Genomic DNA, 26,774 nt, shown 5'->3' with positions numbered 1-26,774 from the left:
TCCTCTTAAAGATGAACTTACAAAACCAAACTTCAGGAGGATCCAACAATGAAAGAAAACAAACTGATGTCAACAAAAAACGTGGTATTAATGGGCATGTTCGGTGCTCTCGCCGGCGTCCTGATGATCTTTGAAATACCGCTGCCATTCATCGCGCCCAGCTTCTACGGACTGGATTTAAGCGAAGTTCCGATCCTGGTCGGGACCTTTGCTCTGGGACCGGTTGCCGGTGCTGTGATGGAGATCGTCAAGATCCTGGTAAAATTAGTATTAAAACCAACCAGTACCGGATTTGTAGGCGAATTTGCCAATCTGGCAGTGGGCTGCTCCCTGATACTGCCGGCAGGAATCCTTTACCGTTTCAACAAGACAAAGAAGGGAGCCGTACTGGGCATGGCCGCAGGTACTGTCATGATGGCAGTGGTTGGCGTTGTGATCAATGCACTTATCATGATACCGTTTTACTCCAATTTAATGCCGCTGGAGACAATTATCCAGGCTGGCGCAGCCATTAATCCTGCCATCAGCAATGTGTGGACATTTGCCATCATCTGTGTCGGACCGTTCAATATTATAAAGGGAGTCACTGTATCCCTGATCACGGCACTTGTATACAAAAGAATCAGCGTCATCATCCATAGTGCCGGAAGGTCTGAGCGCAGGACTCAGGCACGAACGTAACTCTAAAACCTTTTACCGTTAAGCCAAACACCCGGAGGGAGTCAAAAGGACCGCATCCGATATACAATTCAGATGCGGCCCTTATTATTCCCGGGGCTCCACTATGAAATCCGCATAGAGCTCTCTTCTGCTTCCGCCAAGGGGACGCACCCCCTTGATGATCCGGTATCTGCCGGACTCCAGTTCATCATACAGACGTTCCAGATCTACCGGAAGAGCCTTATAGGAACCGGAACTCACCTGATAGGTAATGCTGTTCCAGATCACCTCCGGATTCACCGGCACTTCCGTCATCTCCACTCCGTCAATTCTCATAAGCTTCATCTCATCCCCAAACAAAACCGGGGATCCGGACTGATTATTAATCTCCAGAATCAGCTTCTTCTCAAACGGCTCATCCTCTGACCGTTTCAAATCCAGGAATAAAGCACTTTCCGGCTTAAACACCGGGTCTGCCTCCACAGCCGCAGGATCTTCTCCAACAAAAGAAGCATCCGTGGACAGGATAAAGCCGTATTCCGCCCGGCTTCCGTCATCCCATACGAGCTCCAGCTTAAAACCTCTCAGAATACCGCCCGTCATATAAGCTGACATGTCCGAGCTCAGCATCGCATTTACATTAGTCGGGAGACAGAACTTCATCTCATGGTTATCATACTCCAGTTCCGTTGTGATAACCGTCTTCTCATCATAACGCGGACTTCCATCTTCCTTCAGGATATAATCGGAAAGAATCGCCTCATCGGGCTGCTTATCCCCGGTCAGCTCTATGGTAATCCAGCGCCCGAGCGGCACATAGGGAATCTCCCTTTCATCTTTCGCAAGGACTGTAAATGGTTCCGGGCCGCAGGCCGCCGTACTGACTGTATCGCCGTCATCTCCCGGCTCATTCCACAGGATTACCCCCGAGGCACTGGGAATCTCCCGGCTCTTCCTCTCATGGCTTACTCTGATCTGAGGAAGCGGATCGCCCTTCACTACCTTAAAGAAATACTGGTAATGGGAGTAATTCTTCTCATCTCCCTGTGAAAATTCCAGCTGCACATAATAGTCTTTTCCGTTCACAGGAATCAGAATATCGGAAGGATTCATCACCTTTCCGCTGTCCACCGTGTCGAACCCCATACTGTAAATGATGTAATCAATGGGATTATCCCCATTCCCCTTCACCTTAATCTTAAAGTCATCTGCATAGAAAACCTCCGGCATATGGTACTCCCCAACCGATTCCTTCACGATCTTCTCCGGGGTGAGCCAGAGGCCGCAGGCTGCTGTCTCCTGTTCATTTCCATCTTTATCTGTCTCTGTTATCAAATCATTCGTCCAGTTCTCCAAAGGCACATAACTGATGCCGTTGGATACCACCGTCACTTCCCGTTCCTCTAATGGCTGTTCCTCAAGCTTCTCAGCGGTCTCCTTCGTACATCCGGCCAGCATAACGGCCAGAACCAGTATTGTAAAAATCTTTCGGAAATATCCTGTCATCCGTATTCCCCCTGCCGCAATCTGATTTCCCCATTCTCCTTTTATCATACCATAAGAAAAGAGGAATTTCTTTGCGATAACCTGACGATTTCATTAATATACAAATCCATACCAGCGTTTCAGACTTCCCTCGTCAAATACATACTCAGGCGTCACAAGAGGATATTCCAATTCCGAAGCATAGTACCACGGGTCACTCTCGTGAAGGGGATTTTTTATGATCTGAAACTCCTGGGCAGGCATATATCCCTGGGCCAGAAGGAAACAGCGGCTGCCGTCTCTGTTCTGGGCCACATCGGCTACCATGACACAGTGGCCCGGACTGCCGCCCTTGATAAACATGTCTCCCGCCTGAATATCGCTTACATTTACCGGAACCGTCTCCCCGTCTAAGGAGAGTGTGCCGGCATAGATCATCACTGTTCTTAAGTATTTTAAAAACGTCTCATAGGAATCATCAGCAGCGGCTTTTGCAACCCAGGACGTCTCATTTCCGTCTACCATCAGCCGCTTTCCTGCTTTCCAGGCCGGATAATCCATTAAAAATCCGTTGGTCAAATGAAACGCAATTTTATCGTAATCCCCCATCTTCCAGAAATATTCCGAGTAGATACGAATCACGCTGTCGGCGCACTGCTGTAAGTCACCGTCAATTAAAGGCATGGAAAACACAGCCGCGTGAGCGCTCTGGTTTCGCTTCCCGCTGCCATCGTACAGAAGAACAGGACTCTGATCCGGCTTCATTACGTACCGTCTTAAGTACCCCTGAAAACTCCCCATTTCCCTGGGAATTCTCGTATACCCTTCCGGTGTATAAAAACGTTCCTCCAGAGTTTTGCCTTCCGGGTTAATCAGAGAGTCCCTCTTTTCAGATGGTTTATCCGGCACCTCATCATCACCGGTCAGATAGATGATCTCCTCCTCTGCCTGCGGCGCCGACGCAGCCGGAACCATTTCACCAGCGTAGGTGATGTTCCCGCCTCCCGTTCTGCATCCCGCCGACAGAACCGCCAATATTAAACTGCCGCATAATACCGTATATCTGATGGTTCCTCTCATACTATTCCTTTCCATCGTGCACCCTGAACTGTCCGTTCCTTCAGGGATCCCCGCTTCGTTTTTATTGTAACATAAGTCGTCTGCGATTACTACATGGTTTCACTCCGAGTTCACCCGCCGCTGCCTTTTAGTTACAATTCCCCCGGGGGACCTTAATCCTGTTTTTCGAATACGAACCGGACTTCACCGGACTTTTTCTGCCCTGCATGAACCGCCTGAAGCCCTGACTCACGGACATACCCCTTTGCAAAGAGGTTAAAACAGTCGGTTGAACAGGACTGGTTTTCCACGCAGAAAAACGGCGCATCCGGCGTAAATACAACAATATGGCCAAATTCTTCCGTTGCTTCCAGTTTTACTTTACAATCTTTATAGAAAATCTCCGCATACGCTCCAGCCGGGCAGTCTGTATACACATGATCCAGGGAAAGGCCGTCCACCAGCACAGGCGTACGTAAATCCGGTACCGTTTCCCCTGCCGGAATCAGCTTTCCGGTAGGAATTTTCTCCTCTGTCATCTCCATGACGGAAGCGGCCGGAACGGAAATCTTTACTTCCTGTTCCCGCTTAGAGAAATAGGGATGAATCGCAATGCCATAGGAAAGCTCTCCCTCTCCCCGGTTGTCCACCTGATAGCTCCAGACCACCTCATCCGGCAGTGCCTTCACCGTAATACTTAACGTACTTGGGAACGGAAACATCGCAAAGTCCGGCTGTTCCTCATTCCATTCCAGGACACCGGTTACCAGGGCCGCCTGTCCATCTGTTTCCGCCGTCTTCACCTGGAATGGAAGATTTTTCACCAGTCCGTGCATCCTGGCGTCATACTGTTTTCCATACGCCTGAATCTTTAAATTCTCCGAGCGGTTAGGCGTCGGATAGAGAACAGGCACACCGTACGTTGCCTTCCTCTGGTACCGCGCCTCTTCCCAGTCGATCATGTGCCGTCCTTCCCAGTCGATCTGATAGATATTCATGCCATCCGCCGGATTCACAAATACTTCCATGGATTCATTCTGAAGAAGGTATCCTTCTTTTCCGTTCCAAACTGTTTTCCTGACTTTCATCTAAGCTTCCTCCTGTCTCAACTGAACTTGTTTCAGTATAACACAAACCCTTCTGTTTTTCCACCGCAGAGATCCTCTCTGATGATAAAACAGAGAATCTGACAGGCCCGGACTCATACAGACGCACGGTTTTCGGACGCCTGGTTCTATTACATATAAAGACAGCAGAAGGATCACGCTTACAACTGCGCAGTCCTCCTGCTGTCTTCCTTTACTCACCTTAACCGGTAAGATCCATTATGCAAATGGATTCTCAGACGGATAAAGCATGCCCTTCGGCTGGTTGAATCCGATATCTTCCACGCCAAGGTATTTAAACACTTCAAATAATGCCTTTCCAAAATGGCCGAACGCCACTGCTCCGTGGTGCGGATAATTCTTCTCGATCAGAACATGGCGGTAGAATCTGCCCATCTCCGGAATTGCAAAGACGCCGATGGAACCGAAGGAACGTGTGGCAACCGGAAGAACCTCCCCCTGTGCAACATAGGCGCGAAGCTGACAATCCGCAGTACTCTGTAAGCGGAAGAAGGTGATGTCTCCAGGAAGGATATCTCCCTCTAACGTCCCCTGTGTTACCTCCTCAGGAAGCGCTCTCGCCATGATCATCTGATACTTCATGGAACATGCGGAAAGCTTTCTGGAGCATGTATTGCCGCAGTGGAATCCCATAAAAGTATCCTTGTGCGTATAGTTGAATTTGCCCTTGATGTCGCCGTCGTACATATCATCCGGTACTGTATTGTTAATATCTAAAAGTGTTACCGCATCCTGGCTTACGCAGGTTCCGATAAACTCACTCAGTGCGCCGTAAATATCCACTTCACAGGATACAGGAATTCCCATGCCGGTCAGACGGCTGTTGACATAGCAGGGAACGAAGCCGAACTGTGTCTGGAATGCCGGCCAGCATTTGCCTGCAATCGCAACGTACTTGCGGTAGCCCCTGTGTTCCTCGACCCAGTCAAGAAGTGTGAGCTCATACTGAGCCAGTTTTGGTAAAATCTCCGGCTTTAAGTTGCCTTCGCCCAGTTCCTTCTCCATGTCCTTCATCACATCGGCGATTCTCGGATCATCTGCATGTTTATTGAACGCTTCAAATAAATCCAGCTCGGAGTTCTCCTCAATCTCCACACCCAGATTGTAAAGCTGTTTGATCGGGGCGTTGCAGGCCAGGAAATTAAGAGGACGCGGCCCAAAGCTTATGATCTTTAAGCTGGATAATCCAACCAGGGTTCTGGCAATCGGAAGGAATTCTTCGATCATATCCGCGCATTCCTCTGCCGTTCCTACCGGGTATTCCGGAATGTATGCCTTAATATTCCGCAGCCTTAAGTTATAGCTTGCATTTAACATACCGCAGTAGGCATCACCGCGTCCCTGTGTTAAGTTGTCGCCGCTCTCCTCTGCTGCCGCGATGAACATGCTCGGTCCATCAAAATGCTTTGCAAGCAGCGTCTCGGAAATTTCCGGTCCAAAGTTGCCAAGGTAAACGACCAGTGCATTACAGCCTGCCGCCTTAACGTCCTCCAATGCCTGTACCATGTGAATCTCGCTCTCCACGATGCAGACCGGACATTCATAGATATTTTTCACATCGTATTTGGCTGCATAAGCCTCTACGAGCGCCTTTCTTCTGTTAACGGATAAGGATTCCGGGAAACAGTCCCTGCTGACCGCTACAATTCCTACTTTTACTTCTGGTATGTTGTTCATATGTATCTTCCTCCTGATTCTTTCTATTTATTTTTTCCTCTGTCTGCCTGTGCAGCCATCTCAAATGCTGAGGTTTTCGCCCTTCAGGCCGATATACGCATTCTCAGGGAGTCCGCCCTCTTCATGCCCGATCAGCCACTTGTTTCTTGCAAAGAGCAGCTCATCCTCTTTGTTTTTGATCTCCAGCGGCTCCATATCCGTGTTGGTTCCCTTTGGCAGGACAACCACACACCGGAAGCCTCCGTCTTCCACGTGACAGGGTGCGTAGTGAAGCGTGGTTCCGTAGACTTCAATTACAGTTCCCGCCGGCACCAGAAAAGCTTCCATCAGAGAAGTATCGTACGTGTAATCTGCCTCAATATCCTGTTGCTTTCCGATGATCAGGATTAAATCCGTCACCGCAATATTAATCTCGGAGTTTCTGTGGTATTCCACGGCGTTTAATTTCTTGTTGTGTCCGTTGCAGTAACCGATCTGAATCGGAAGTTCCCCATACACATTATTTTTGATGATCTCCGCCTCGGGAAGTGCTTCCAGTTCCGGAACTGACGGTACGTAGATCACATCGTCCGGGAGGGGAGTCCTCTCCATCTCTTTTAAAATCCCCTCTGTGTCTACACCGGTAATCACCTTTCCATAAGCCGAAAATGCTTTGTCTGAAATGTCCTTGATCTGCATTCCCATTTCACGCGTCCTCCTCTTCTTATAATGCCGCAAGCTTTTTATAGCTGTCCTTCAAGTCCCCGTAAAGCTCTTTGTAAAGTTCGTGGTATTTCTTGTATTTGCCGGCTGCATCCTGATCAGCATCTGTGCTCTGCGCCTCAGTAATCAGTTCATCACAGGCCGCCTCCACGCTTTCATAGATCCCGCATCCGACTCCCGCCAGAATCGCTACACCGAGCGCCGGTCCCTCCGTCTGTCTCACCGTATTCACGCCGCAGTCATACAGATCTGCCAGCATCTGTCTCCAGACAGGACTCTTACCGCCGCCGCCGCAGGCCATCATGCTGTCAACGTCGATGCCCATCTCCTTTAAGATGTCATTGCAGTCAGACAGCGAATAGGAGACCCCCTCCATCACGGCGCGCAGCATATGTGCCTTCGTATGAATCGCAGAGAGTCCGAAGAACACGCCGCGGCAGTCCGGATCCAGATGGGGTGTCCTCTCTCCCATCAGATAGGGAAGATAAATCAGCTTATCACTGCCGACCGGTATCTGTGCAATATCACGGTTGATCAGGTCATAGACATCCACGCCCTCTCTCTCAGCCTCTTCCACATAATCCTGGCAGAAATTATCTTTAAACCACTTTAAGGAGAGACCGGCTGCCTGCGTAACGCCCATAACATGCCACGTCCCCGGAACTGCTGCGCAGCACGTGTGAACACGTCCCAGGGGATCGATCGTCACCTGACTGCTGTGAGCAAACACGACTCCTGACGTTCCAATCGTAGTAAATGCCGTCCCATCCTTTACCACTCCGGTACCGACAGCCGCAGCCGCATTATCACCCGCGCCTCCCACTACCTTTGTCCCGGTGGAAAGTCCCGTTTTCTCCGCAATATCCGGCAGAACCGTTCCCGTAACCTCACAGGACTCATAGACTTTGCCGAGAAGGCTCTTATCAATATTCAGCTTTTCCAGCACCTCGTCTGACCAGCAGCGATTCGGCACATCGAGGAGCTGCATGCCGCTGGCATCCGACACCTCCGTTGCAAACACACCGGTCAGTATGTAACGGATATAATCCTTGGGAAGCAGGATGTGTTTACAACGCTCATAATTTTCCGGCTCGTGATTTCTCACCCATAAGATCTTTGCCGCCGTCCAGCCAGTCAGAGGCGGATTGGCCGTAATCTCAATCCAGCGCTCCCGCGGCATGATTTTAAGCATTTCTTCCACTTCTTCCCCGGTCCTCTGGTCACACCAGATAATGGAGGGGCGGATCACTTCCCCATCTTCATCAAGCATGACGAGTCCGTGCATCTGACCCGAGATACCGACACCCTTTACCTCGTCCTTCTCAGCGCCGGCTCTTTTCACTACTTCTTCCACGGTGGCAATCACCGCATCCCGCCAGTCCTCCGGCTTCTGCTCCGCCCAGCCGTTATGAGGCTGATACAGCGGATACTCCCTCGAAGCCGACGCTATAATATTGCCTTTTTTATCGAACAGCACGGTCTTCGTTGCCGACGTCCCCACATCAATACCTATCAAATATTCCATTCGCTGCCTCCTTACCTGTTTCACGCAATTTGCCATAGCTTCATTATACCGTTTTTCACCGGATTACGTGAGCAGGAACTTGACCACATAATAGCACTTTCTTGCTCTTTTTTCAAATCTCCCTATCGTTTTCCCTCAGAACTCTCCCCGCGCTCCTCCTTCAGTTTTTTTCTGTATTCACTGGGCAGACAGCCATATCTTTTTGCAAATGCCTTCGCAAACGCCCTGCTGTCTGCAAACCCGTGATTCACCGCAATATCCCCCAGCTCGTGGTCCGTATGCACCATCTCCTTCACCGCATATTCCACCCTTAAATCCTGCAGATAATCGCGGTAGCTGATATTGGCATACCGTTTAAAAATTCTGGACAGATACGTGGGAGAAAAACCGAAGCGGTCCGCCACCTTCTCCAGAGAGAGAGGTTCGTCGTAATGATTTTTCATGTACTCTGTGATCTCCGACAGCTTCTCCAAATGGATCTTCTGCCGGATAATATCCGGCGCCTGCGCCTGATCCTTAAACTCCGTCAGAAGCAGATACTTTACAAATTCAAACAGCCCGCTCACCTTCAGCTCCCATGCATACGCCTTGTTCTCATATGTCCGGTACATCTCCATCACAAGCCCCATCAGCTTTTCATTCTGCTCTCCCGATCTTCTGGAAAATGAGAGGTACGGCTGTTCCTGCAAATATACTTCAAACGTCTGCACCGGAATTTGAAGAACCAGCGTCCGGTTGGGAAGCGGGGCGTCAATCGAATGGACTTCGTTGGAATTTACAATAATAAAATTCTTTTCACCGATCGAAAAATGCCTCTCCCCGAGATAAAAATCGATTTCTCCCTTCATAACAAGAAAAATCTCGATCGACCGGTGCCAGTGGCTGGCCCTCTTATACTTTCCCTCTCCGCCCTCAAAGAGAAACAGCTTAAACGGCAGATTATCATTCGGTATAATCATCTCATGGCTGGAATCCATCTCTTCTCCTTTATCACTTTCCCCGGACAGTCCTCAACTGAATTCGACAGAAAAAGCAGACCATGCACTGCATCCGTTGGCCTGCCTTTCCGGGTACTCTCTTATCTTTGTTCCAAAAGCTTTTTTAAACGTTCAATTTCCTGTTTTTGTTCCTCGATCTCCCGTTTTCGTTCCTCTATCTCTTGTTTCTGCTCTTTAATCTCCTGCTTCTGTGCCTCAATCTCCTGCTTCTGTCCCTCAATCTCCTGTTTCCGTTTCTCGATCTCCTGCTTCCGATCCTCGATCTCCTGCTTCCGTTTCTCGATCTCCTGCTTCTGTCCCTCAATTTCCTGCTTCTGTTCCTCGATCTCCTGCTTCTGTCCTTCAATTTCCTGTTTCTGTTCCTCAATCATATACTGCACCGTATTTCTGTCCAAAATCTCCAATGCTTTTGAATACATGCCCACCAACTCCTCTGGTTTTACCTGAAATTGAGCCATCTCTTCGTAAATTTCACGGAAATCCGGGTATCGCTCTATGATCCGCATAATATCCTCCGGCCTGTCGGAACTTAAAAAGAGAAGCCAGGCTTCTATTTCTTCACCTAAATTGTAAGTGATTTCCCTGAAAACATCAAGAGCTACAAAGATATATTTTTGCAGTAAATTAAGCTCCAGTCCCGTATCAAACACCTGACTGGAACAGTGGATATACTGCCCGGGGATTTTGTGAAATTCTGCGCCGCTGTTTTCAATCAAAACAATGGTATACACATTCCAAAGTTTTTTATAAGTAGATCCCCTTTCTTTTCTGCTTTTTATCCGGCTGTACTGCCGAAGCATCAGGTCCGAGGAATAACAGGCGGCACGCTCTCCCGGAAAAGCGTAGCCAATGCGCTGAATTTCAATATTTACTAATTCTCCGCTCTCAAGTTCAGCCAGAACATCCATAATCAGCAGAGAACCTTCCGCAGAAATCCGGTTGGATTCCGGGGATAAGACCTGCTTCACTGTCACTCTCTGCTTCATAATGCAGGAAAGCATGGCAGATAAACGATCACTGTGTACATCCGGATTAAAAATCAGTTTGAAGAAGGGATCATAGCTGATCTTCAACCCCCGGCTTCCCATGGAAAAGCCGATTAGCTCTTCCCGGAATTCCCTCGTCAGGAGTTGAAATTCACCCCATATTTCCGGATTGCTCTTCAGCATACTTAACACCTGTTCTCTGCTTCTTTCCTCCAGCGGAAATGGCATTATTCCGGTCGGTATGTTTAATGTCTCCCGCTCCTTCCCTCCTTTTCTTTCCTGCTTTTTCTGGCTTGTCAGCATCTTATTTGATTTTACCTGTGCCATATGCATTCCCTCCCTGGATTTCTGCCTTTCAGCTATGAATGAATGGCCGATACGGCCATGACTGGTTTCGCAGCGCACTGTTCTGAGAACAGTTTGCCACCAATAAATAAACCGGTTAGAATTACACAGATGTGTATCCCCAATGAAGCAGAAGATATCTGCCTGAATATGTTTAGTATACTCTGATTTCATCTTATTTTCAAGTATTTTTTACCATTGTTTTATGTATTAATTTCAGCTTACAGCAAAGGGAAAACAAAATAACGCCGCCCTCACACAGGACTGTATAACGTTCCTGTGCGGGGCGGCGTAACTTTGTATTATATAATCGCGTTTCTTATTCCTCGTCAGAATAAACCGGTGCATCCTCATCCACCTGGGCCATATCCTGCATCTGAAGAGCCTTCATGCTCAGGCTGATCTTTCTGTCATCTTCATTAAAGTCAACAACCTTAGCCTCGATCTCCTGGCCGATGGATAATACATCAGACGGCTTATCTACATGATCTCTGGAAATCTGAGATACATGAAGCAGTGCATCTACGCCTGGCTCCAGCTCAACGAAAGCGCCGAAATCAGTCATACGTGCCACTCTGCCAACAACTACATTGCCTGCCGCATACTTCACAGCGGCATCCTTCCACGGATTGGTCTCCGGGAACTTTAAGCTTAATGCGATCTTATCGCCGTTAATATCCTTGATTAAGACTCTCATCTTCTCGCCGGCTTTGAAAACCTTCTTCGGGCTTTCTACTCTTCCCCAGCTCATCTCGGAAATATGAAGTAAACCATCGGCGCCGCCAAGGTCGATGAATGCACCGAAATCGGTTACGTTCTTAATCGTTCCTTCTACGACATCTCCCGGATGGATTCTCTCAAATAATTCTTTCTGCATCTCGGCTCTTCTGGCAACCATAAGCTGCTTTCTGTCACCGATAATTCTTCTTCTCTTAGGATTGAACTCGGTAATTACGAATTCGATCTCCTGGTCTGCATACTTGGATAAATCCTTCTCGTATGTGTCGGATACCAGGCTTGCCGGAATGAAGACTCTGGCGCCTTCCACTACCACGCTTAAACCGCCGTCAAGAACAGCAGCAACTTTTGCGGTAAGAACTTCATGGTTCTCAAACGCTTCTTCCAGTCTCTTGTTTCCTCTGTCAGCTGCCAGTCTCTTGTAAGATAACGCAACCTGGCCCTCGCCATCGTTTACCTTAATGACTTTTGCTTCCATCTCATTGCCAACAGATACAACAGTCGTGAGATCTAAATTCTGGTCATCCGTGTACTCATTACGCGGGATGATGCCGTCGGACTTGTAACCTATATTCAAGACGATTTCATCTTCTTTGACGTCGATGACTTTACCTGTGACGATCTCTCCTGTACGTATTGTTTTTAATGATTCCTCTAACATTTGTTCAAAACTTAACTCTGACATTAGTATGAACCTCCTCGATAATATGATTCGGGGTTGAAGCCCCGGCTGTAATACCTACGCTGCGCACAGAACTTACACATTCAGGATCTAAATCACCTAGTGTCTGGATATAGTAAGTGTTCTTACATTCCTTTTGGCATATCTCGTACAGCTTCTGGGTATTGGAACTCGTCTTCCCACCAACCACGATCATGGCGTCCACTTCTGAAGCTATCCGTCTTGCTTCCACCTGTCTCTCCTGTGTTGCATTGCAAATCGTATTTAAAACAAGTATATCATAACGCGTTTTAGAAAATTTTTCAACTAAATCTTGAAATTTCTTGTAATTAAATGTCGTCTGGGACACGATACACAGCTTTTCACCCTCTGAAAGCGGCAAATTGTCCACTTGGTCGGGTGTTTCCACCACTAAAGTATGATCATTTCCCCAGCCTTTAATACCCTGCACCTCCGGATGCGATTCATTTCCAATGATGATCAGACGGCTTCCCGCCTGATTCTGTTCCTGTGCGATCTTATGAATCTTCTTCACAAACGGGCAGGTGGCGTCCACAATCTCGATTCCGTTTGCTTCCAGAATATCGTATACATGCTTTCCCACACCATGGGAACGGATGATGACGATTCCCTCGCGGAGTTCTTTCAGCTCCTCCTCGGATTCGATGACCCGTACGCCCTTTTCCTCCAAATCCTTTACCACCTCTTCGTTGTGGATGATCGGCCCGTAGGTATAAATCGGTTTCCCCGCGTGCCTGATCTGTTCATAAACCTTATCCACGGCGCGTTTAACGCCGAAACAGAAGCCCGCGGTCTTAGCAACAATCACTTCCATAACGTTTTGTCTCCTTAATTCTTCTGGCCGATCCCTTTTTCTGCCGCCAGCTTAAGTATCTCGCCGATTACCTCGTCAATCGTTAAATCGGAGGTATCAACTAAAACCGCATCCTCCGCCTGCTTAAGCGGGGAGTTTTCTCTGTGCATATCGCGGTAATCTCTCTCCTCGATCTCCTTTTCGATCTCCTCTAAACTGCAGGGCTCGCCCTTTTCAGTCAGCTCGTCATAGCGGCGTTTTGCCCGCACCGCCGTACTTGCCGTCAGATAGATCTTTAGATCCGCCTCCGGAAGCACGCACGTTCCGATATCCCTGCCGTCCATGATCACATTCTCATTTCTGGCCAGTTCCTTCTGCAACTCCACCAGCTTCTCGCGGACCGGTAAATAGACAGACGATGCGGAGGCCATCTGGCTGACCGCCTCTGTCCGGATCAGGCCGGACACATTTTCTCCGTTTAATATCACCTGCTGGGCTCCGTCCTCGTAGGAAATGGTGACGCCCACCTCTTTTACAGCCTCCGAGACCGTTTCTTCCTCATCCGGCCGGATTCCTCTTCGTATGAAATACAGCGCCATAGCCCGGTACATGGCACCGGTATCCACATAGACAAACCCCAGCTTTGCGGAAACTGCTCTGGCAATGGTACTCTTTCCTGCTCCCGCCGGGCCGTCGATCGCGATGTTGTAACTCTTCGACATAGTTGCCTCTCCTTTCATCTTAAGGGGTGTGCCCCGTTATCTCTTTTCCCCTGCCGCGGCCTCGCTCCCGGCCGTCCAGGCAGTGGACCATGCGATCTGGAGGTTGAAGCCTCCTGTCACCGCATCCAAATCAAGCACCTCCCCGGCAAAGTAAAGCCCGGGAACCAGCTTTGACTCCATGGTCGAGGGATTCACCTCTTTCACGGAAATGCCGCCCTGCGTAATGATGGCCTCGTTGTAATCGCGAAGCCCTGTAATCGTCAGTGTAAACGACTTTGTGGCGCTTATGATCTGCTTCCGTTCCTCCCTGGTGATTTCATTCACCTTCTTTTCCGGCAGGATTCCGCTCCGTTCTACCATAACCGGAACCAGCCTGGATGGGAAAAGGTTCACCAGCGAGTTCTTAAACTGCTTGTTGATCATCCCCTCAAATTCACGGAGCAGCCGCGCATCCAGCTGTTCCTCCGACAGTGCGGGTTTCAAGTCGATGACGAGAGAAAGCGGCCCTTTCTTCAGTTCCTTCACCGCATGGCTGCTGGCGCTTAAGAGCACCGGGCCGCTGACTCCGTAATGGGTGAAAAGCATCTCTCCGAACTCCCGGTAGATCACCTTTTTTCCGCGCATCACCGCCGCCTCGATATTCTTAAGGGAAAGCCCCTGCAGTTCCTTCACCACAGGTTCCTTCACCACAAACGGCACCAGGGCCGGCGACAGCTCCGTCACCGTGTGGCCAGCCTCTCTGGCGAACCGGTATCCGTCCCCGGTAGATCCCGTAGACGGATACGACAGACCTCCGCAGGCCACAATCACCGCATCCCCGTACACCTTAGTCTCTGCGCCGCCCTTTTTCAACAGAATCCCGCGGCACCGGCCTTCTTCCATCAGCAGATCCCTGACCTCGGAATGCAGATGGACCTCTGCGCCCAGTCTCTCCAGCGTTTTGGACAGCGCCTTAATCACATCCGAGGACTTGTCCGACACGGGAAACACCCGATTGCCCCTCTCTGTCTTCAGCGGGCAGCCCGCCTCTTCCAGGAGTGCCATCATATCAAAATTATTAAATCCATAAAAGCTGCTGTAAAGGAATTTGGAATTAGTCACCACATTCCGGAACAGATCCTCTGTGTCACAGGCATTGGTCACATTGCAGCGCCCCTTGCCCGTGATAAAGACCTTTTTCCCCAGCTTTTCATTTTTTTCAAAAATATGGACGGTGCCGCCATTCCTGGCTGCTGCAATTCCTGCCAGCATCCCCGCAGCGCCGCCGCCCACAATGATTACTGTTTTCATCTTCTGCCTCCTGCTCTCTATTAATTTACACTAAAAGGCAGGAAAACACAAGTGTTCCCTTTTATTTCACAGGATTATGACTGCTGACAGTTACAGTTCACTCCCCGCCAGGGGCGCCGCAGTCCGGATCGGCCGGGCCGGTCTCCTCAGTCTTTCCTGTGACTTTGCAGGGGATTAGAAGTTCTTAATGCGCAAAATTTTTCGTTCAGGGGAAATGTCCACCTGTTTGAGCGACAGCGAGTTTGGGCATTTCCCCTGGCTTTTAGAAAAATTCTGCACATTTAGAACTTCTTATGCCCGAAACCGGAACTGGAAAGACTGAGGAGACCGGCCCGGCCGATCCGGACTGCGGCACCCCTGGCGGGGAGTGAACTGTAACTGCTGACGTTATAGTATACGCCCTGTAATCTGCGGCTATTTCCTGCCGCACTGTTTAACCCGTTCCTCCAGGGCGTCAACCACCGTCCTTAAAACCTTCACCCGGGCATAATACTTGCTGTTGCCTTCCACCACGACCCACGGTGCGTACGTTGTGGAGGTACGCACCAGCATCTCGTTGACAGCGGTCTCGTACTCATCCCACTTTTCCCGGTTTCTCCAGTCCTCATCCGTAATCTTCCACTGCTTCGCCGGATTCTCCTGGCGTTCCTTAAAACGGCGTTCCTGCTCGTCCTTGTCGATATGGAGCCAGAACTTTATGACTACGGCTCCGGCATTTGCCATGTGGGCCTCCATCTCATTGATCTCCTGATAAGCCCTCTTCCAGTCCGCCTCCGAGCAGAACCCCTCGATCCGTTCCACCATAACGCGTCCGTACCACGTCCGGTCAAAGATGGCGATATGGCCCGCCTTCGGAACGTTGTTCCAGAACCGCCAGAGATAATGGTGCACCTTCTCGATATCATTCGGGGAGGCGGTCGGATTTACACGGTATCCCCGGGGATCCAAATGGCTGGTGAGCCGTTTGATGGCACCGCCCTTTCCGCCTGCATCCCAGCCCTCAAATCCCAGGACCACCGGAATTCTCAGGCGGTAAATCTCGCTGTGCAGAAACTCCAGACGCTTCTGAAGGCGGTCGATCTCCTTTTTATACTCTTCTTTTGTCAGAGTCTTTGTCAGATCCACACCCGAAAGCACACCGTTTAAATACTTGTCTTCCTTCACCAAAGGATTTTTAGGTGTTTCCGGCTTCGGAGCCTCTTTTTCTCTCAAAGCCGCCTCGAAACGGTCCGCCACAAGCGTCATGATCTTAGCCGCGGCGTAATCCTTGTCTGTCGCCTCAATGATAGACCAAGGCGCGCGCTCCGTGTCGGTCTTTTGAAGCATCTCCTCGTTGATCTCCAGATAACGGCTGTATTCCTTATTTCTCCTCCAGTCATCCTTTGTCACACGCCAGGACGTCTCCTTAGAATCCTCCAGCTTTTTGAAGCGTTTCTTCTGCTCTTCCTGGGAAATATAGAGGAACAGCTTGATAATTACCATTCCGCCGTCATCCAGCTGGCGCTCGAACGACAGGATATCCTGAAACGCCTCCGGCAGATTCTTCTCCCTGATCTGACCGTCAAACCGCTCAATCGTCACCTGACGGTACCAGCTGCGGTCAAAGATGGCGATCCGGCCGTCGGCCGGCGTCTTGGTCCAGAATCTCCACAGGAACGGGCGCAGCTGTTCTTCCTCGGTAGCCTTGCTGTTGGCAAAGACCTCGAATCCTCTGGGATCCAGCGCCTGGATCAGCCGGTTGATCTGCGTTCCTTTTCCGGCTGCACCCATGCCTTCGAACACAATCATGACGGGAATTCCCGCCGTTCTCAGTTCCCGCTGTAAAAGGCCCAGTCTTTCGCTCTGCTCTCCGATGACCTGCTTATACGTATCTTTATCCATTTTCTTTGATAAATCAATTTTTTCCAGCATAACCCGTTCCTCCTTCAATCCATCTTATCCAGCCGCCGGAGACTTCACCTCTTAAGCTTCTGTTTTCTTAAATACCCCGGATGCTTCTTTTACGGCCTCACTTAAGCTTCCGTCTTTTCGAATACCTTTGCAATATCCTTCATAACCTCACTCACCTTTATCATCTGCGGACATTCCTTCTCACAGTGATGGCAGGAGCGGCAGTCACCGGCCTTCTTTTCCAGCGCAGCGTACGCCTCCTTTGCCTCTTCTTCCCGATGGGCGGCCGTCATGTTGTACAGGGAGAATATCTGCGGAATATCCAGTCCAAAAGGACACGGCATACAGTATCTGCAGCCGGTACAGCCCACTAAAGCCATGGAATCAAAGACGCGTTTTGCTTCCTTCACCACTTCTTTGTCCCGCTCCGCAGCCATACCCACGCTGCTTCTTTTCGCATACTCCAGATTCTCCTCCACCTGCTTTTCATCGCTCATTCCGCTGAGCAGCAGACTGACCTCCGGCTGGTCCCAAAGGAAATCCAGCGCATATTCCACAGGAGACTTATCCTCCGGAAATACCTTTTTCAGATGGGGCGCCGGATTGGCCAGCCTGCCGCCCAGTAAAGGCTCCATGATCACAACTCCAAGACCTTTGGAAGCGGCGTACTTTAATCCTTTTCTTCCTGCCTGATGATCAATGTCAACGTAATTATACTGAATCTGGCAGAAATCCCATCCATCATAATAATCTATGATATCCTGAAACACCTCATATGAATCATGGAAGGAAAATCCAAGATAACGGATTTTTCCAGCCTCTCTTGCTTTTTCCATCCGTTTCACCAGTTCGAATGGTTTTACCTTATCCTCCATGCGTTCACCGCTCAGTGCGTGAAGCAGATAAAAATCGATATGATCCGTATTCAGCTTCTCCAGCTGCTCGTCCAGCAGGGTCTCAAAATCCTCCGCCTTTTCCAGCTTCCATACAGGACATTTGGTTGCAAGATACGTTTTCTCCCTGTAGCCGTCAGCCAGCGCTTTTCCCACGATCTTCTCGCTCTCTCCCTGGTGGTATGGATAAGCGGTGTCGATATAATTCACGCCCTCATCGATGGCATGACGGATCATGGCAATGGCGCGTTCCTCATCCACCGTCTCGTCATGAAGAATGGGCAATCTCATCGTTCCAAACCCCAGTGCCGACACTTGAATTCCTGTCTTTCCAAACTTACGATACTGCATCTTAGTCCTCCCTGATGTATAATATTTTTGTTCTATTTTACCACATATTTCCTGCATTCTAAAGTATTTTCTGAATGTAACCGGATATTTCCCCGTACCGGTTGTAAAATAGTTACATTTCTGGTAAAATAGGGTATCCACAAAAGAAAGAGGTGACTGTTATGAAAAAATACGTTTGTGAGCCATGCGGATACATATATGATCCGGCGGCAGGAGATCCGGATAACGGAATCGATCCAGGCACAGCTTTTGAAGATCTTCCGGAGGATTGGGTATGTCCGCTCTGCGGTATGGGAAAAGATGTATTTGTCCCGGAAGATTAAATATTCCATGTAAGACGACAGAAAACCGGTCCGCACAGGCGCTTAAGCCATCGTGCGGACCGGTTTTTCTGTCCGGATATTCCGGATATATGAATACTTAAATTTCGGTTGAGATGAAGATATCGTAGATTGCCCTGATGGCCGCTTCAAAGTCTGCATTCTTAACGCCGATGATGATGTTTAACTCGCTGGAGCCCTGGTCGATCATCTTCACGTTGACGCGGGCGTGGGCCAGCGCGGAGAAGATTCTTCCCGCCGTACCTCTCGTAGCCTTCATGCCGCGTCCCACGACGGCGATTAATGCCAGATCGGATTCCAGTTCCACATAATCCGGCTCGACTGCACGGTGGATCCCCGCAATCACGGACTGTTCGTATTCCTCAAATTCAGACTGATGGACAAATACGGTCATGGTATCGATTCCCGACGGCATATGCTCGAAGGAGATGCCGTATTTTTCAAATACCTCCAGAACCTTGCGGCCAAACCCTACCTCGGCGTTCATCATGGCTTTCTCAATGTTGATGGAGCAGAAGCCCTTCTTGCCGGCAACTCCCGTTATGGTATAGCGCGGCTTACGGCAGGTGCTCTCCACGATCAGAGTGCCCTTCTCCTCCGGCCTGTTGGTGTTGCGGATATTAATCGGAATTCCCTCTTTTCTGACCGGGAAGATGGCGTCCTCGTGCAGGACACTGGCTCCCATATAGGCCAGCTCGCGAAGCTCCCTGTATGTAATCGTCTCAATAACCTCGGGATCAGCGATGATGCGGGGATCAGCTACGAGGAAACCGGAGACATCGGTCCAGTTTTCATACATGTCGGCATGAATGGCTTTTGCCACAATGGAACCGGTGACATCGGATCCGCCTCTGGAGAAAGTACGGATACTGCCGTCGTGAGTGGCTCCGTAGAATCCCGGAATCACCGCGCGTTCCACGTGTTCTAAGCGTTCTCCCAGCTCACGGTTGGTAGTTTCCGCCTCGAAGCTGCCGTCTTCGTCGAAAAAGATGACCTCAGCCGCATCAATGAACTCGTAGCCTAAATAGCTGGCCATGACAATGCCGTTTAAGTACTCTCCTCTGGATGCCGCGTAATCACGGCCGGCCTTCTTTAAGAAATTTTCCTCAATGGTCTCGAATTCATGATCCAGATTTAAATTTAAATCCAGCCCGTCGATAATCTCTACGTAGCGGCTCTTAATCTTCTCCAGAATCTTTTTGTAGCTTTTTCCCTCTGCCGCCGCATCGTAGCACTGATACAGCATATCCGTAACCTTTTCGTCCTTGTCGTTTCTCTTGCCCGGCGCTGACGGTACCACATAGCGTCTGCTCTTATCGGATCGTATGATGTCCCCAACCTTCTTAAACTGTCTTGCACTGGCCAGAGAACTGCCGCCGAATTTCACAACCTTTTTCATGTCTTCTTTCTCCTCTGTCACATATCCATAAAATCAATTTTATTTAACGGAAATAATATCGTACTTGCAGGAAGCTGTCAAGTATTTTGTAAAACGGCTTTTTCCTCCTCCTGACGGGCCGCCAGCCGTTTATGCTGCTTCAGCCAGCCGCCTGACGCCATGCGCCCGGCGTAGACAACGCCCCTCACAGCCCAGTCCAGAACCATGGCAATCCAGACTCCGATCAGCCCCATGCCGAGGTACCGGCCCAGAACGAAGCTCATGGCGATCCTGCACAGAAGCATGGACATAATGGTGATGCACATGGCAAATGTTACATCATCTGCCGCACGCAGCGCATTGGGCAGTGCAAAGGAAGGCGCCCAGATCAGCACACAGCATAACCCATGAAGCGTGCAGATGATTCTCGCCAGCTCTGCCGTCTGCTCCGATACGTGATAGAGGCCGATGATATGCGGCAGAAATACCAGCATCGGAAAACAGATGAGAAAATGGGCTCCCATAATGAGAAAAATAAAGTTCTTCGCATACCGTTTCGCCTCCCGGTACCGCTTTGCACCCACGGCCTGCCCTACCACCGTGATCATGGCCAGAGAAATGGCGCTGCCGGGAATCACCTGAAAGGAGCAGATGGTACCCGCCACCGCATTGGCGGCAATGGATGTCGTACCAAAGCTGGAGACCAGCCCCGCCACGAGAAGCTTACCGCCCTGAAAGAGACCGTTTTCCACTCCCATGGGAACCCCGATCCCCATGATCCGCCGGATAACAGCCGGATGAAAGCCCAGATGAAAGTTCTTATCGATGTGAAGCGGAAGCTTCGGATTGCGGATCACCCACACCAGAATGACCGCCGCAGTGATCCGTGACAGCAGCGTGGAGATTCCGGCCCCTGCCACCTCCAGATGAAAGCCATAGATCAGAATTGCATTCCCCGCAATGTTAATGGCGTTCATCAGCATGGAGACCTTCATGGATATCCCGGAATTCCCCATGGAACGGCAGATGGCCGCCGACCCGTTATATACCGCCAGAAACGGGAAAGACAGTGCCGTCAGATAGTAGTATGTCCTGGCGTAATTCATAACGGACGGTTCGATCGTTCCGTATATCGTCCGCAGAATCTGGTAGTTGAACAGTAAGGACAACACCATTAAAACCGATGAAAATATCAGAACCACAAAAATCAGCTGATTGGAGGCCTTCAGCGCCTCGTCCCGGTTTTCATCCCCCAGCTCCTGTGCCGCTATGACAGCGCCTCCGGTAGCCATGGCTGTAAACACGTTAATCAGCAGAATATTGAGTGTATCCACAAGGGAAATCCCCGAAACTGCAGTCTCTCCCACTCCGGCCACCATGATCGTATCCGCCATTCCCACTAAAACGGCGAGAAACTGTTCAATGATCAGCGGCAGGATCAGCCGCCTGATGGCCGTCTTCGAAAATATCGGTGCTTCTTCCATCTCTCTCTCCCTTTTGTATCCTTCCAGCCGGCTTCTTCTGATCGGTCAGAAGCATCCGGAGAATTCGTCTGTTAGCCGCGTCATTTTGTTCGTCTGACACGGACATTTGTCCTGAAAAAAATTCGTCCCGATCCGCTTCTCCACAGATATCCACCCCCAGAATCCGGCGGCTGTCCAGGATGCGGTACGCCCTCTCCAGCTGCTCCAGCGTCATGGTGCCCTGATCCCAGTCTGTCACCACTTCTTCCCGCCCGAACGCGTCCTTGTCGATGGACAGGTACACGGCCTCCGATGCCTCCGCTTCAAGGATTCCCAGCCATGTGTCGTCTTCCTCCGCCATGCTTTCCGAAATGATCCGCACACGGCCGGCATAGTCCGGTTCTGCGGTATCTGCCAGTGAATCCGCGACACCGATCAGAACCACATTTTTGAGGAACGGCAGGGCGTCCAGAGCCTCTTTGATCCAGCAGCCGCAGGACAGAAGTCCGGCGAACATGGACGGCTTCATATCCGTATGATGATCGAACACCACCAGAGTAAACGGCTCCCGGATATGTTTCATCAGCAGATAGCTTAAGTAGTGGAAATTGCCTCCGTCTATAAAATGAATCCAGCCTTCCAGCCCGCTGATCCGCGCATCAATCTCCTCCATGGAAGTCTCATCACAGAATCCGTTGACCCCGGACAAATCCGAACAGTCAATCCATTCACAGTCCCTGTCTTTATAGAAGCTTTGCCTTTCATACACTCCTGAAAAATTCAGCACTGAAACTGATTTCATCGCTCTTTTCTCCTGGTTTTTCTCTTCTTTCAGGCGCTACTGAGCGCCCAGTTTTTCCATCTCATCGTTGACAGAAGCCTCGCAGGAGCGCATGGCCCCGATCGTCTTTTCAAACAGCTCCTCCAGCGTCCAGCCGAGCCTCTCGGCCCCCTGTGCAATCACATCACGGGAACAGCCGGCCGCGAACCGTTTATCCTTATATTTCTTCTTTAAACTGGAGACCTCCATATCCATCACGCTCTTTGACGGACGCATTCTGGCGGCGGCTCCGATCAGGCCTGTGAGTTCGTCTGACGCGAACAGTACCTTCTCCATCTCATGCTCCGGTTCCACATCGGAGACGAGTCCGTAACCGTGGCTCACAACCGCGTGAACAAGCTCCGGTTCTGCCTGGACCTCTGCCAGAAGTTCCGGCGCCTTTCTGCAGTGCTCCTCCGGGTAGTTTTCAAAATCCACATCGTGAAGGAGTCCGGCAATTCCCCAGAAATCCTCATCTTCCCCGTATCCCAGTTCCCTGGCGTACCAGCGCATGGTGCCTTCCACCGTAAGTCCGTGAAGGATATGGAAGGACTCCTTATTGTATTTCATAAGAAGGGAAAGCGCCTGGTCTCTCGTTACATTAGTTTTCATATTTCTGTCACTCCTCTGTCATTTGATTACGATTCAGCTGTGTAATATTGATGCTGCCATCCATCATATCACTGCTGATTTCCGATATCAAGCTTGAAATACCGCTTTCTCCCGCTACTTTAATCCCATGCTTCTTAAGAAGCCGCGCCGTCACCCCGTCTCCGGCAGTCTTTACGCCGGAAAAGGTGCCATCGTAGATCACCCCGCTGCCGCAGGAGGGGCTGCGTTCCTTTAAAATGGCGTACCGGCAGCCATACAGCTTCGCGATCTTAAGGGCTTCCTCCCCTCCTTGTTCGAAATATTCCGTGACATCGCAGCCCTTCCGGTTCATCACGCGGACCTGCCCGCCGTCCCGCCGGCATTCGGCTGGTTCCCTGGGGGTCCCCAGCCCTCCCATCTGCTCCGGACAAACCGGAATCAGCTCATACTCTTTTAACAGCTCCAGCACCTCATCACGCCGGCCGTTCTTTCCGTCATAACGGCAGTTTACGCCCAGCAGACAGGCGCTGACCAGAATTCTTATATTTTTCTTATCCATCAAAAAGCCTCCGTTCCTTATCCTCACCGGTTCCCTGCATCACTTTTTGGAGGCAGTAATAACCGGTTTTCATCATGTCCCGCATCTTCCATCATGGAATCCATATAGCTGCCGAAAAAGAGCTCTGCTCCCTTTTCTTTCCAAAGCTTCCAGCCGGGTGTATCTGCAATTTCCTTTTCCGGCTTTGTCATACCGGCAAAGTAATTCCGGTTCATCTCCACGGCCAGTTCCGTCATCTGCGCCCGCTCTTCCTCTGATACACTCAGTGCTTCCAGCTCCTTCTTCATCTTTTTTCGCGTGCACTCGTCAAAATACGCCTGGGACAGTTCTTCGAAATTCTCAAAATCCCCGGCAATACCGGTTTTTTCCCGATCCCATCGCCCGACATGCACCTTCCGGGTTTCATACGATGTGCTTCCATCTGAACCAACGGTTAAAACACCATACCGGTTCGGGGCCACGGTAAGGGAGCCGGTTGCAATGTCATAGAGCCCTCCGTTCTCCGCAATATGCTGGATATGGACATGGCCGCTTACGTTTAGAACCACCCCATGGCCTTTCAGAAGGCGCTCCAGCTCCTCGTGATTGTCCAACAGGAATCCCCGAGACAAAAGCTTATTCTGTGCCAGAACATTCTGATGGGTCACCGTGATCACGGCTGCACCTGCCTCCTCCGCGCGTTCCATCTGCCGCTCTGCCCACTGAAGCGTAGAATCCTTTATATGCCCGGGTGCATCCTCCGTATTGGCATCAAGCAGCAGAATCCAGACCCGTTCCGACAGCTGATACAGAAAGCTGAGGGAATCTCCATCCGTTTCCGCCGCATCCCGGTAACCAAGCTGTTTATAAAGATCGCGGAATTCCACGCCGTTCACCCGCTCCGTCCTTGTTACCGTCTCTGCCTCAAAACTGGCGGCAAAGGGATAGCTGATATCATGATTTCCCGGCAGCACAAGGACCGGGATCCCCTGTTCCTGAAGACAGGACAGTTTTTCTGCCAGTTCCTCATGGCTCGCCTTCTCTCCGTTAAAGCTGAGATCACCGCTTAAGATTACCGCATCCGGGCGAAGCTTTGCCATATCCGTCACAAAGGCGTCTACGATCTCCGGAGCATACTGGACCAGCTTTCCGTCTCCGTTGGCAGCCATTCTCATAAAACCGGTTCCGTAGTCGGTAAGCTCCGGCGATAAATAATGCAGATCTGTGGCAGTTACGATTGTGAAAGAAGAAGTCTCTTTCTCCGCCGACGGCCTGCTGCTTCCACAGCCTGCAAGCGCGGCACAGAGAAAGGACAGAACTACAATCTGTGTTTTTTTAATCATAGGCATACCCACCAGTCTATCATAATTTTGCTTTTCAAACAGCTTTATTATATCAAACCTGTATTCACGGCACAAGCTTGTAAAAGCTGCAGCGCTGCCTTATAATGAAATCTGCAGCTTCATACAACCGTCTCAGAGGATATGTAAAATCATGAAAAAGAAACACAGCCCGTTTTTTACTAAATCTAAAATGAAACATCTGATTTCTGATGCCGGACACAGTCTGCCAGGAATATTTCTTTGTGCCCTTTTTCTGTGCATCATGACTGCCGTCACCGGAAAAGTATGCCCTGCCCGGCTTTTACTGGGAATTCCATGCCCCGGATGCGGCCTTACACGAGCCGCAGTTCTGCTGTTAAAAGGGGATTTCCGCGGCAGCCTTCTGTCCAACCCATTTCTCCTGCCGCTGCTGGCCGGAGGACTTTTATTTTTGTATGAACATTACATCCTTGAAAGAAAAGCGCGCCTGTTTTCCGCCTGCATAGCCGTCTGCATCTTCCTTATGGTGGTTTTTTACCTCATCCGCATGAAATATTGGTTTCCCAACCGCCCGCCCATGATCTATGAGCCCCAGAACCTGCTGCACCTGCTTTTTACAGCCCTGAAATCCCGTATCTGCCCACGTTCCGCATGAAGCGCCGTTTCCCTCCCCCGGTCTGTCGAATAAAAGGAATAGACAAATTTCGGCATTATATGATATAATTTTAACGATAGCTGTCATAAATTACAGGAGGTACTGAGTATGGAAAACAACACAATGATGACAGACCCTAATAAGGCTGTCATGACCATGGGGGAATGGCTGATCACGTTAATCGTTCTGGCTATCCCATGTGTCAATGTAATCATGTATTTTGTCTGGGCATTTGGCAATGGAAATGAGAACAGGAAGAATTTCTGCCGCGCCGGACTGATCGTTATGGCAATAGGTATCGTGCTGTCACTTGTCTTATACGCTGTAGTCGGCGCAGGCCTGGCTGCTGCACTGAGTGCAGGCTATTAAGTTTCATCAGACCGCATCACCAAATAAGGGGCTGCCGCACCAATGATTGTTCAATCATCCGGGCGGCAGCCCCTTTTGTTTTATCCTCTCTATTGCGTCAGCCTCTCTTTTGCATCACCGTATCAATGATTCCATACGCCTTTGCCTCTTCTGCACTCATGAAGTGATCCCGCTCCGTATCCCGCCATATCTCCTCCTCTGTTCTCCCCGTATTTTCCGCCAGAATCCGGTTCAGCCTTCTCTTATCCCGTTGAAGCTTCTCGGAATAGATCTGGATGTCCGTCGCTTTTCCTCCGATCTTCTCCACGGCCGGCTGGTGTATCATAATCTCAGCATTGGGAAGCGCAAACCGTTTTCCCTTCGTACCTCCGGCCAGCAAAAATGCGCCGAAACTGGCTGCCAGCCCGATACAGATTGTCGATACGTCACACCGGATATAACGCATCGTATCATATATTGCCAGACCGGCCGTTATGGAACCGCCGGGACTGTTAATATAGAAAGAAATGTCCTTCGATGGATCCTCGGCCTCCAGAAACAGCATCTGTGCCACCGCCAGCCTGGCCGTCTCATCGTTTACTTCTTCGCCCAAAAAGATAATTCTGTCTTTCAGCAGGCGTGAAAAGAGGTCGTAACTGCGTTCCCCTTTTGACGTCGTCTCGATCACATTCGGTACCAGACTCATGCCGCGCACCTCCAGAGATCCGTTCTCGTACAGCAGGCGGTACTTCCTGTCTTCTTCTGTTTTGTCTGTTCACGCAGCGGCGTAAAATGCTTTCGCTCCCGATAGGCCATCGGCGTACAGCCGTAAACCCGCCGAAACGCCAGGGTAAACGCCTGCTGGGACTGATAATCCGCCTCACAGGATATTTCAACGATTGTCTTATCCGTTTCCACCAGCTTTCTGGCTGCTTCCGTCAGCCTCCGTTCCATGATATAGCGGTGAATGGTACAGCCTGTTACCTCTGAAAATATCCGGTTCAAATAAAAACGGGAATATCCCGTATGCGCTTCCATTGCCTCCAGACTCAGACTTTCCCCGGATTCCATCTTTTTCTCAACAGAATCCAGAATTTCTTTTACAATTCTGTTTTTTCCATCCATATGTGAATGCACCTCCTGATTTGATCCAATACAAAACCAGTTTTCCAATGGAAAAACAGTTCTGTTTTCTCCCATTATAGCAGGCAGTTTTCCCCCTGTCTTAATAAAAAATGATGTTTTCGCTAAAAATTCATTCATCCGGTTATACTATAATACAATCGACCACGTTACAGTTCACGGGCTGTGAGGCGCCGGGCGGGCCGTGAACTGTAACTCGACCGCTTAATTCATACTAAGTTCGTATAAAAA

26 protein-coding genes are annotated in these 26,774 nt (G+C 50.0%); 4 read left to right on the top strand and 22 right to left on the bottom strand.

Annotation, left to right across the window (positions count from 1 at the left end; all coding sequences use genetic code 11):
- Window positions 1-48 precede the first annotated feature (48 nt).
- Complete coding sequence (locus tag NE473_RS08930; RefSeq protein WP_006775602.1) at window positions 49-681, top strand: ECF transporter S component; 633 nt, start codon at window positions 49-51, stop codon at window positions 679-681.
- 84 nt (window positions 682-765) lie between these two features.
- Here NE473_RS08930 and NE473_RS08925 read toward each other — a convergent pair whose 3' ends face one another.
- From NE473_RS08925 to NE473_RS08860, 14 genes are all read right to left on the bottom strand, one after another.
- Window positions 766-2,166 (bottom strand): immunoglobulin-like domain-containing protein, encoded by a 1,401-nt coding sequence (locus NE473_RS08925; protein WP_242866200.1) that lies wholly within the window; start codon window positions 2,164-2,166, stop codon window positions 766-768.
- A 93-nt stretch (window positions 2,167-2,259) separates the two neighbouring features.
- Entirely contained in the window at window positions 2,260-3,225 is a 966-nt protein-coding gene (locus NE473_RS08920; protein WP_039892508.1) for a DUF4846 domain-containing protein, read from the bottom strand.
- A 152-nt stretch (window positions 3,226-3,377) separates the two neighbouring features.
- Window positions 3,378-4,292 (bottom strand): aldose 1-epimerase, encoded by a 915-nt coding sequence (locus NE473_RS08915; RefSeq protein WP_055651339.1) that lies wholly within the window; start codon window positions 4,290-4,292, stop codon window positions 3,378-3,380.
- A 237-nt stretch (window positions 4,293-4,529) separates the two neighbouring features.
- Complete coding sequence (locus NE473_RS08910) at window positions 4,530-6,008, bottom strand: L-fucose/L-arabinose isomerase family protein (RefSeq protein WP_006775606.1); 1,479 nt, start codon at window positions 6,006-6,008, stop codon at window positions 4,530-4,532.
- Between the two features lie 60 nt (window positions 6,009-6,068).
- Window positions 6,069-6,692 carry a DUF4867 family protein gene (locus NE473_RS08905; RefSeq protein WP_022031516.1) on the bottom strand — a complete coding sequence of 208 codons (624 nt, stop codon included), beginning with the start codon at window positions 6,690-6,692 and terminating at the stop codon, window positions 6,069-6,071.
- A 19-nt stretch (window positions 6,693-6,711) separates the two neighbouring features.
- Window positions 6,712-8,235 (bottom strand): xylulokinase, encoded by a 1,524-nt coding sequence (xylB, locus tag NE473_RS08900; RefSeq protein WP_055651340.1) that lies wholly within the window; start codon window positions 8,233-8,235, stop codon window positions 6,712-6,714.
- 122 nt (window positions 8,236-8,357) lie between these two features.
- Window positions 8,358-9,212 (bottom strand): AraC family transcriptional regulator, encoded by an 855-nt coding sequence (locus NE473_RS08895; protein WP_006775609.1) that lies wholly within the window; start codon window positions 9,210-9,212, stop codon window positions 8,358-8,360.
- 101 nt (window positions 9,213-9,313) lie between these two features.
- The gene (locus NE473_RS08890; protein WP_242866201.1) at window positions 9,314-10,546 is read right to left on the bottom strand and encodes a PD-(D/E)XK nuclease family transposase; all 1,233 of its coding nucleotides are present in this window, start codon (window positions 10,544-10,546) and stop codon (window positions 9,314-9,316) included.
- 337 nt (window positions 10,547-10,883) lie between these two features.
- The gene (gene rpsA / locus NE473_RS08885) at window positions 10,884-11,987 is read right to left on the bottom strand and encodes a 30S ribosomal protein S1 (RefSeq protein ID WP_055651342.1); all 1,104 of its coding nucleotides are present in this window, start codon (window positions 11,985-11,987) and stop codon (window positions 10,884-10,886) included.
- A complete protein-coding gene (gene ispH / locus NE473_RS08880; RefSeq protein WP_055651343.1) occupies window positions 11,968-12,819 on the bottom strand; it encodes a 4-hydroxy-3-methylbut-2-enyl diphosphate reductase in 852 nt (283 codons plus the stop codon). The genes rpsA and ispH overlap by 20 nt, the downstream gene beginning before the upstream one ends.
- Window positions 12,820-12,833: 14 nt before the next feature.
- Window positions 12,834-13,520, bottom strand: a complete 687-nt coding sequence (cmk, locus tag NE473_RS08875; protein WP_022031513.1) for a (d)CMP kinase — start codon at window positions 13,518-13,520, stop codon at window positions 12,834-12,836.
- Between the two features lie 36 nt (window positions 13,521-13,556).
- Window positions 13,557-14,810, bottom strand: a complete 1,254-nt coding sequence (locus NE473_RS08870) for a BaiN/RdsA family NAD(P)/FAD-dependent oxidoreductase (RefSeq protein WP_022031512.1) — start codon at window positions 14,808-14,810, stop codon at window positions 13,557-13,559.
- Window positions 14,811-15,224: 414 nt separating this feature from the next.
- A complete protein-coding gene (pap, locus tag NE473_RS08865) occupies window positions 15,225-16,721 on the bottom strand; it encodes a polyphosphate:AMP phosphotransferase (RefSeq protein ID WP_055651344.1) in 1,497 nt (498 codons plus the stop codon).
- A gap of 101 nt (window positions 16,722-16,822) precedes the next feature.
- Window positions 16,823-17,944, bottom strand: coding sequence for an aldo/keto reductase (locus NE473_RS08860; RefSeq protein WP_022031511.1), 1,122 nt, complete (start codon window positions 17,942-17,944; stop codon window positions 16,823-16,825).
- 161 nt (window positions 17,945-18,105) lie between these two features.
- On the opposite strand from NE473_RS08860, the gene rd reads away from it, so the two are divergent.
- Complete coding sequence (gene rd, locus NE473_RS08855) at window positions 18,106-18,267, top strand: rubredoxin (protein WP_006775302.1); 162 nt, start codon at window positions 18,106-18,108, stop codon at window positions 18,265-18,267.
- Window positions 18,268-18,364: 97 nt separating this feature from the next.
- Here the strand turns inward: rd and NE473_RS08850 are convergent, their stop codons facing one another.
- From NE473_RS08850 to NE473_RS08825, 6 genes are all read right to left on the bottom strand, one after another.
- Window positions 18,365-19,684, bottom strand: a complete 1,320-nt coding sequence (locus NE473_RS08850) for an aspartate kinase (protein WP_022031510.1) — start codon at window positions 19,682-19,684, stop codon at window positions 18,365-18,367.
- Between the two features lie 77 nt (window positions 19,685-19,761).
- On the bottom strand, window positions 19,762-21,147 hold the full coding sequence (locus tag NE473_RS08845; protein ID WP_155560740.1) for an MATE family efflux transporter: 1,386 nt from the start codon (window positions 21,145-21,147) through the stop codon (window positions 19,762-19,764).
- The gene (locus NE473_RS08840) at window positions 21,083-21,928 is read right to left on the bottom strand and encodes an arginase family protein (RefSeq protein WP_055651346.1); all 846 of its coding nucleotides are present in this window, start codon (window positions 21,926-21,928) and stop codon (window positions 21,083-21,085) included. Before NE473_RS08840 ends, NE473_RS08845 begins: the two co-directional genes overlap by 65 nt.
- Before the next feature lie 36 nt (window positions 21,929-21,964).
- Window positions 21,965-22,558 carry an hDIG domain protein gene (locus tag NE473_RS08835; RefSeq protein ID WP_022031507.1) on the bottom strand — a complete coding sequence of 198 codons (594 nt, stop codon included), beginning with the start codon at window positions 22,556-22,558 and terminating at the stop codon, window positions 21,965-21,967.
- A gap of 7 nt (window positions 22,559-22,565) precedes the next feature.
- On the bottom strand, window positions 22,566-23,081 hold the full coding sequence (locus NE473_RS08830; RefSeq protein ID WP_242866205.1) for a 2-thiouracil desulfurase family protein: 516 nt from the start codon (window positions 23,079-23,081) through the stop codon (window positions 22,566-22,568).
- 38 nt (window positions 23,082-23,119) lie between these two features.
- Window positions 23,120-24,418, bottom strand: a complete 1,299-nt coding sequence (locus NE473_RS08825; RefSeq protein ID WP_242866203.1) for a metallophosphoesterase — start codon at window positions 24,416-24,418, stop codon at window positions 23,120-23,122.
- Window positions 24,419-24,569: 151 nt separating this feature from the next.
- On the opposite strand from NE473_RS08825, the gene NE473_RS08820 reads away from it, so the two are divergent.
- Both NE473_RS08820 and NE473_RS08815 read left to right on the top strand, forming a co-directional pair.
- Complete coding sequence (locus tag NE473_RS08820; RefSeq protein ID WP_022031504.1) at window positions 24,570-25,052, top strand: DUF2752 domain-containing protein; 483 nt, start codon at window positions 24,570-24,572, stop codon at window positions 25,050-25,052.
- Window positions 25,053-25,160: 108 nt separating this feature from the next.
- On the top strand, window positions 25,161-25,421 hold the full coding sequence (locus NE473_RS08815; protein WP_006775312.1) for a hypothetical protein: 261 nt from the start codon (window positions 25,161-25,163) through the stop codon (window positions 25,419-25,421).
- Between the two features lie 97 nt (window positions 25,422-25,518).
- On the opposite strand, the gene NE473_RS08810 is transcribed toward NE473_RS08815, so the two are convergent.
- Entirely contained in the window at window positions 25,519-26,106 is a 588-nt protein-coding gene (locus NE473_RS08810) for an ATP-dependent Clp protease proteolytic subunit (RefSeq protein WP_006775313.1), read from the bottom strand.
- On the bottom strand, window positions 26,103-26,525 hold the full coding sequence (locus tag NE473_RS08805) for a helix-turn-helix domain-containing protein (RefSeq protein ID WP_055651348.1): 423 nt from the start codon (window positions 26,523-26,525) through the stop codon (window positions 26,103-26,105). Before NE473_RS08805 ends, NE473_RS08810 begins: the two co-directional genes overlap by 4 nt.
- Window positions 26,526-26,774: the final 249 nt, after the last annotated feature.

Source organism: Hungatella sp. SL.1.14, from assembly GCF_024460495.1.
GTDB lineage: Bacteria > Bacillota > Clostridia > Lachnospirales > Lachnospiraceae > Hungatella > Hungatella hathewayi.
Note: the sequence above shows the minus strand (reverse complement) of the source record. Positions and strands in the feature narration are given on the sequence as shown.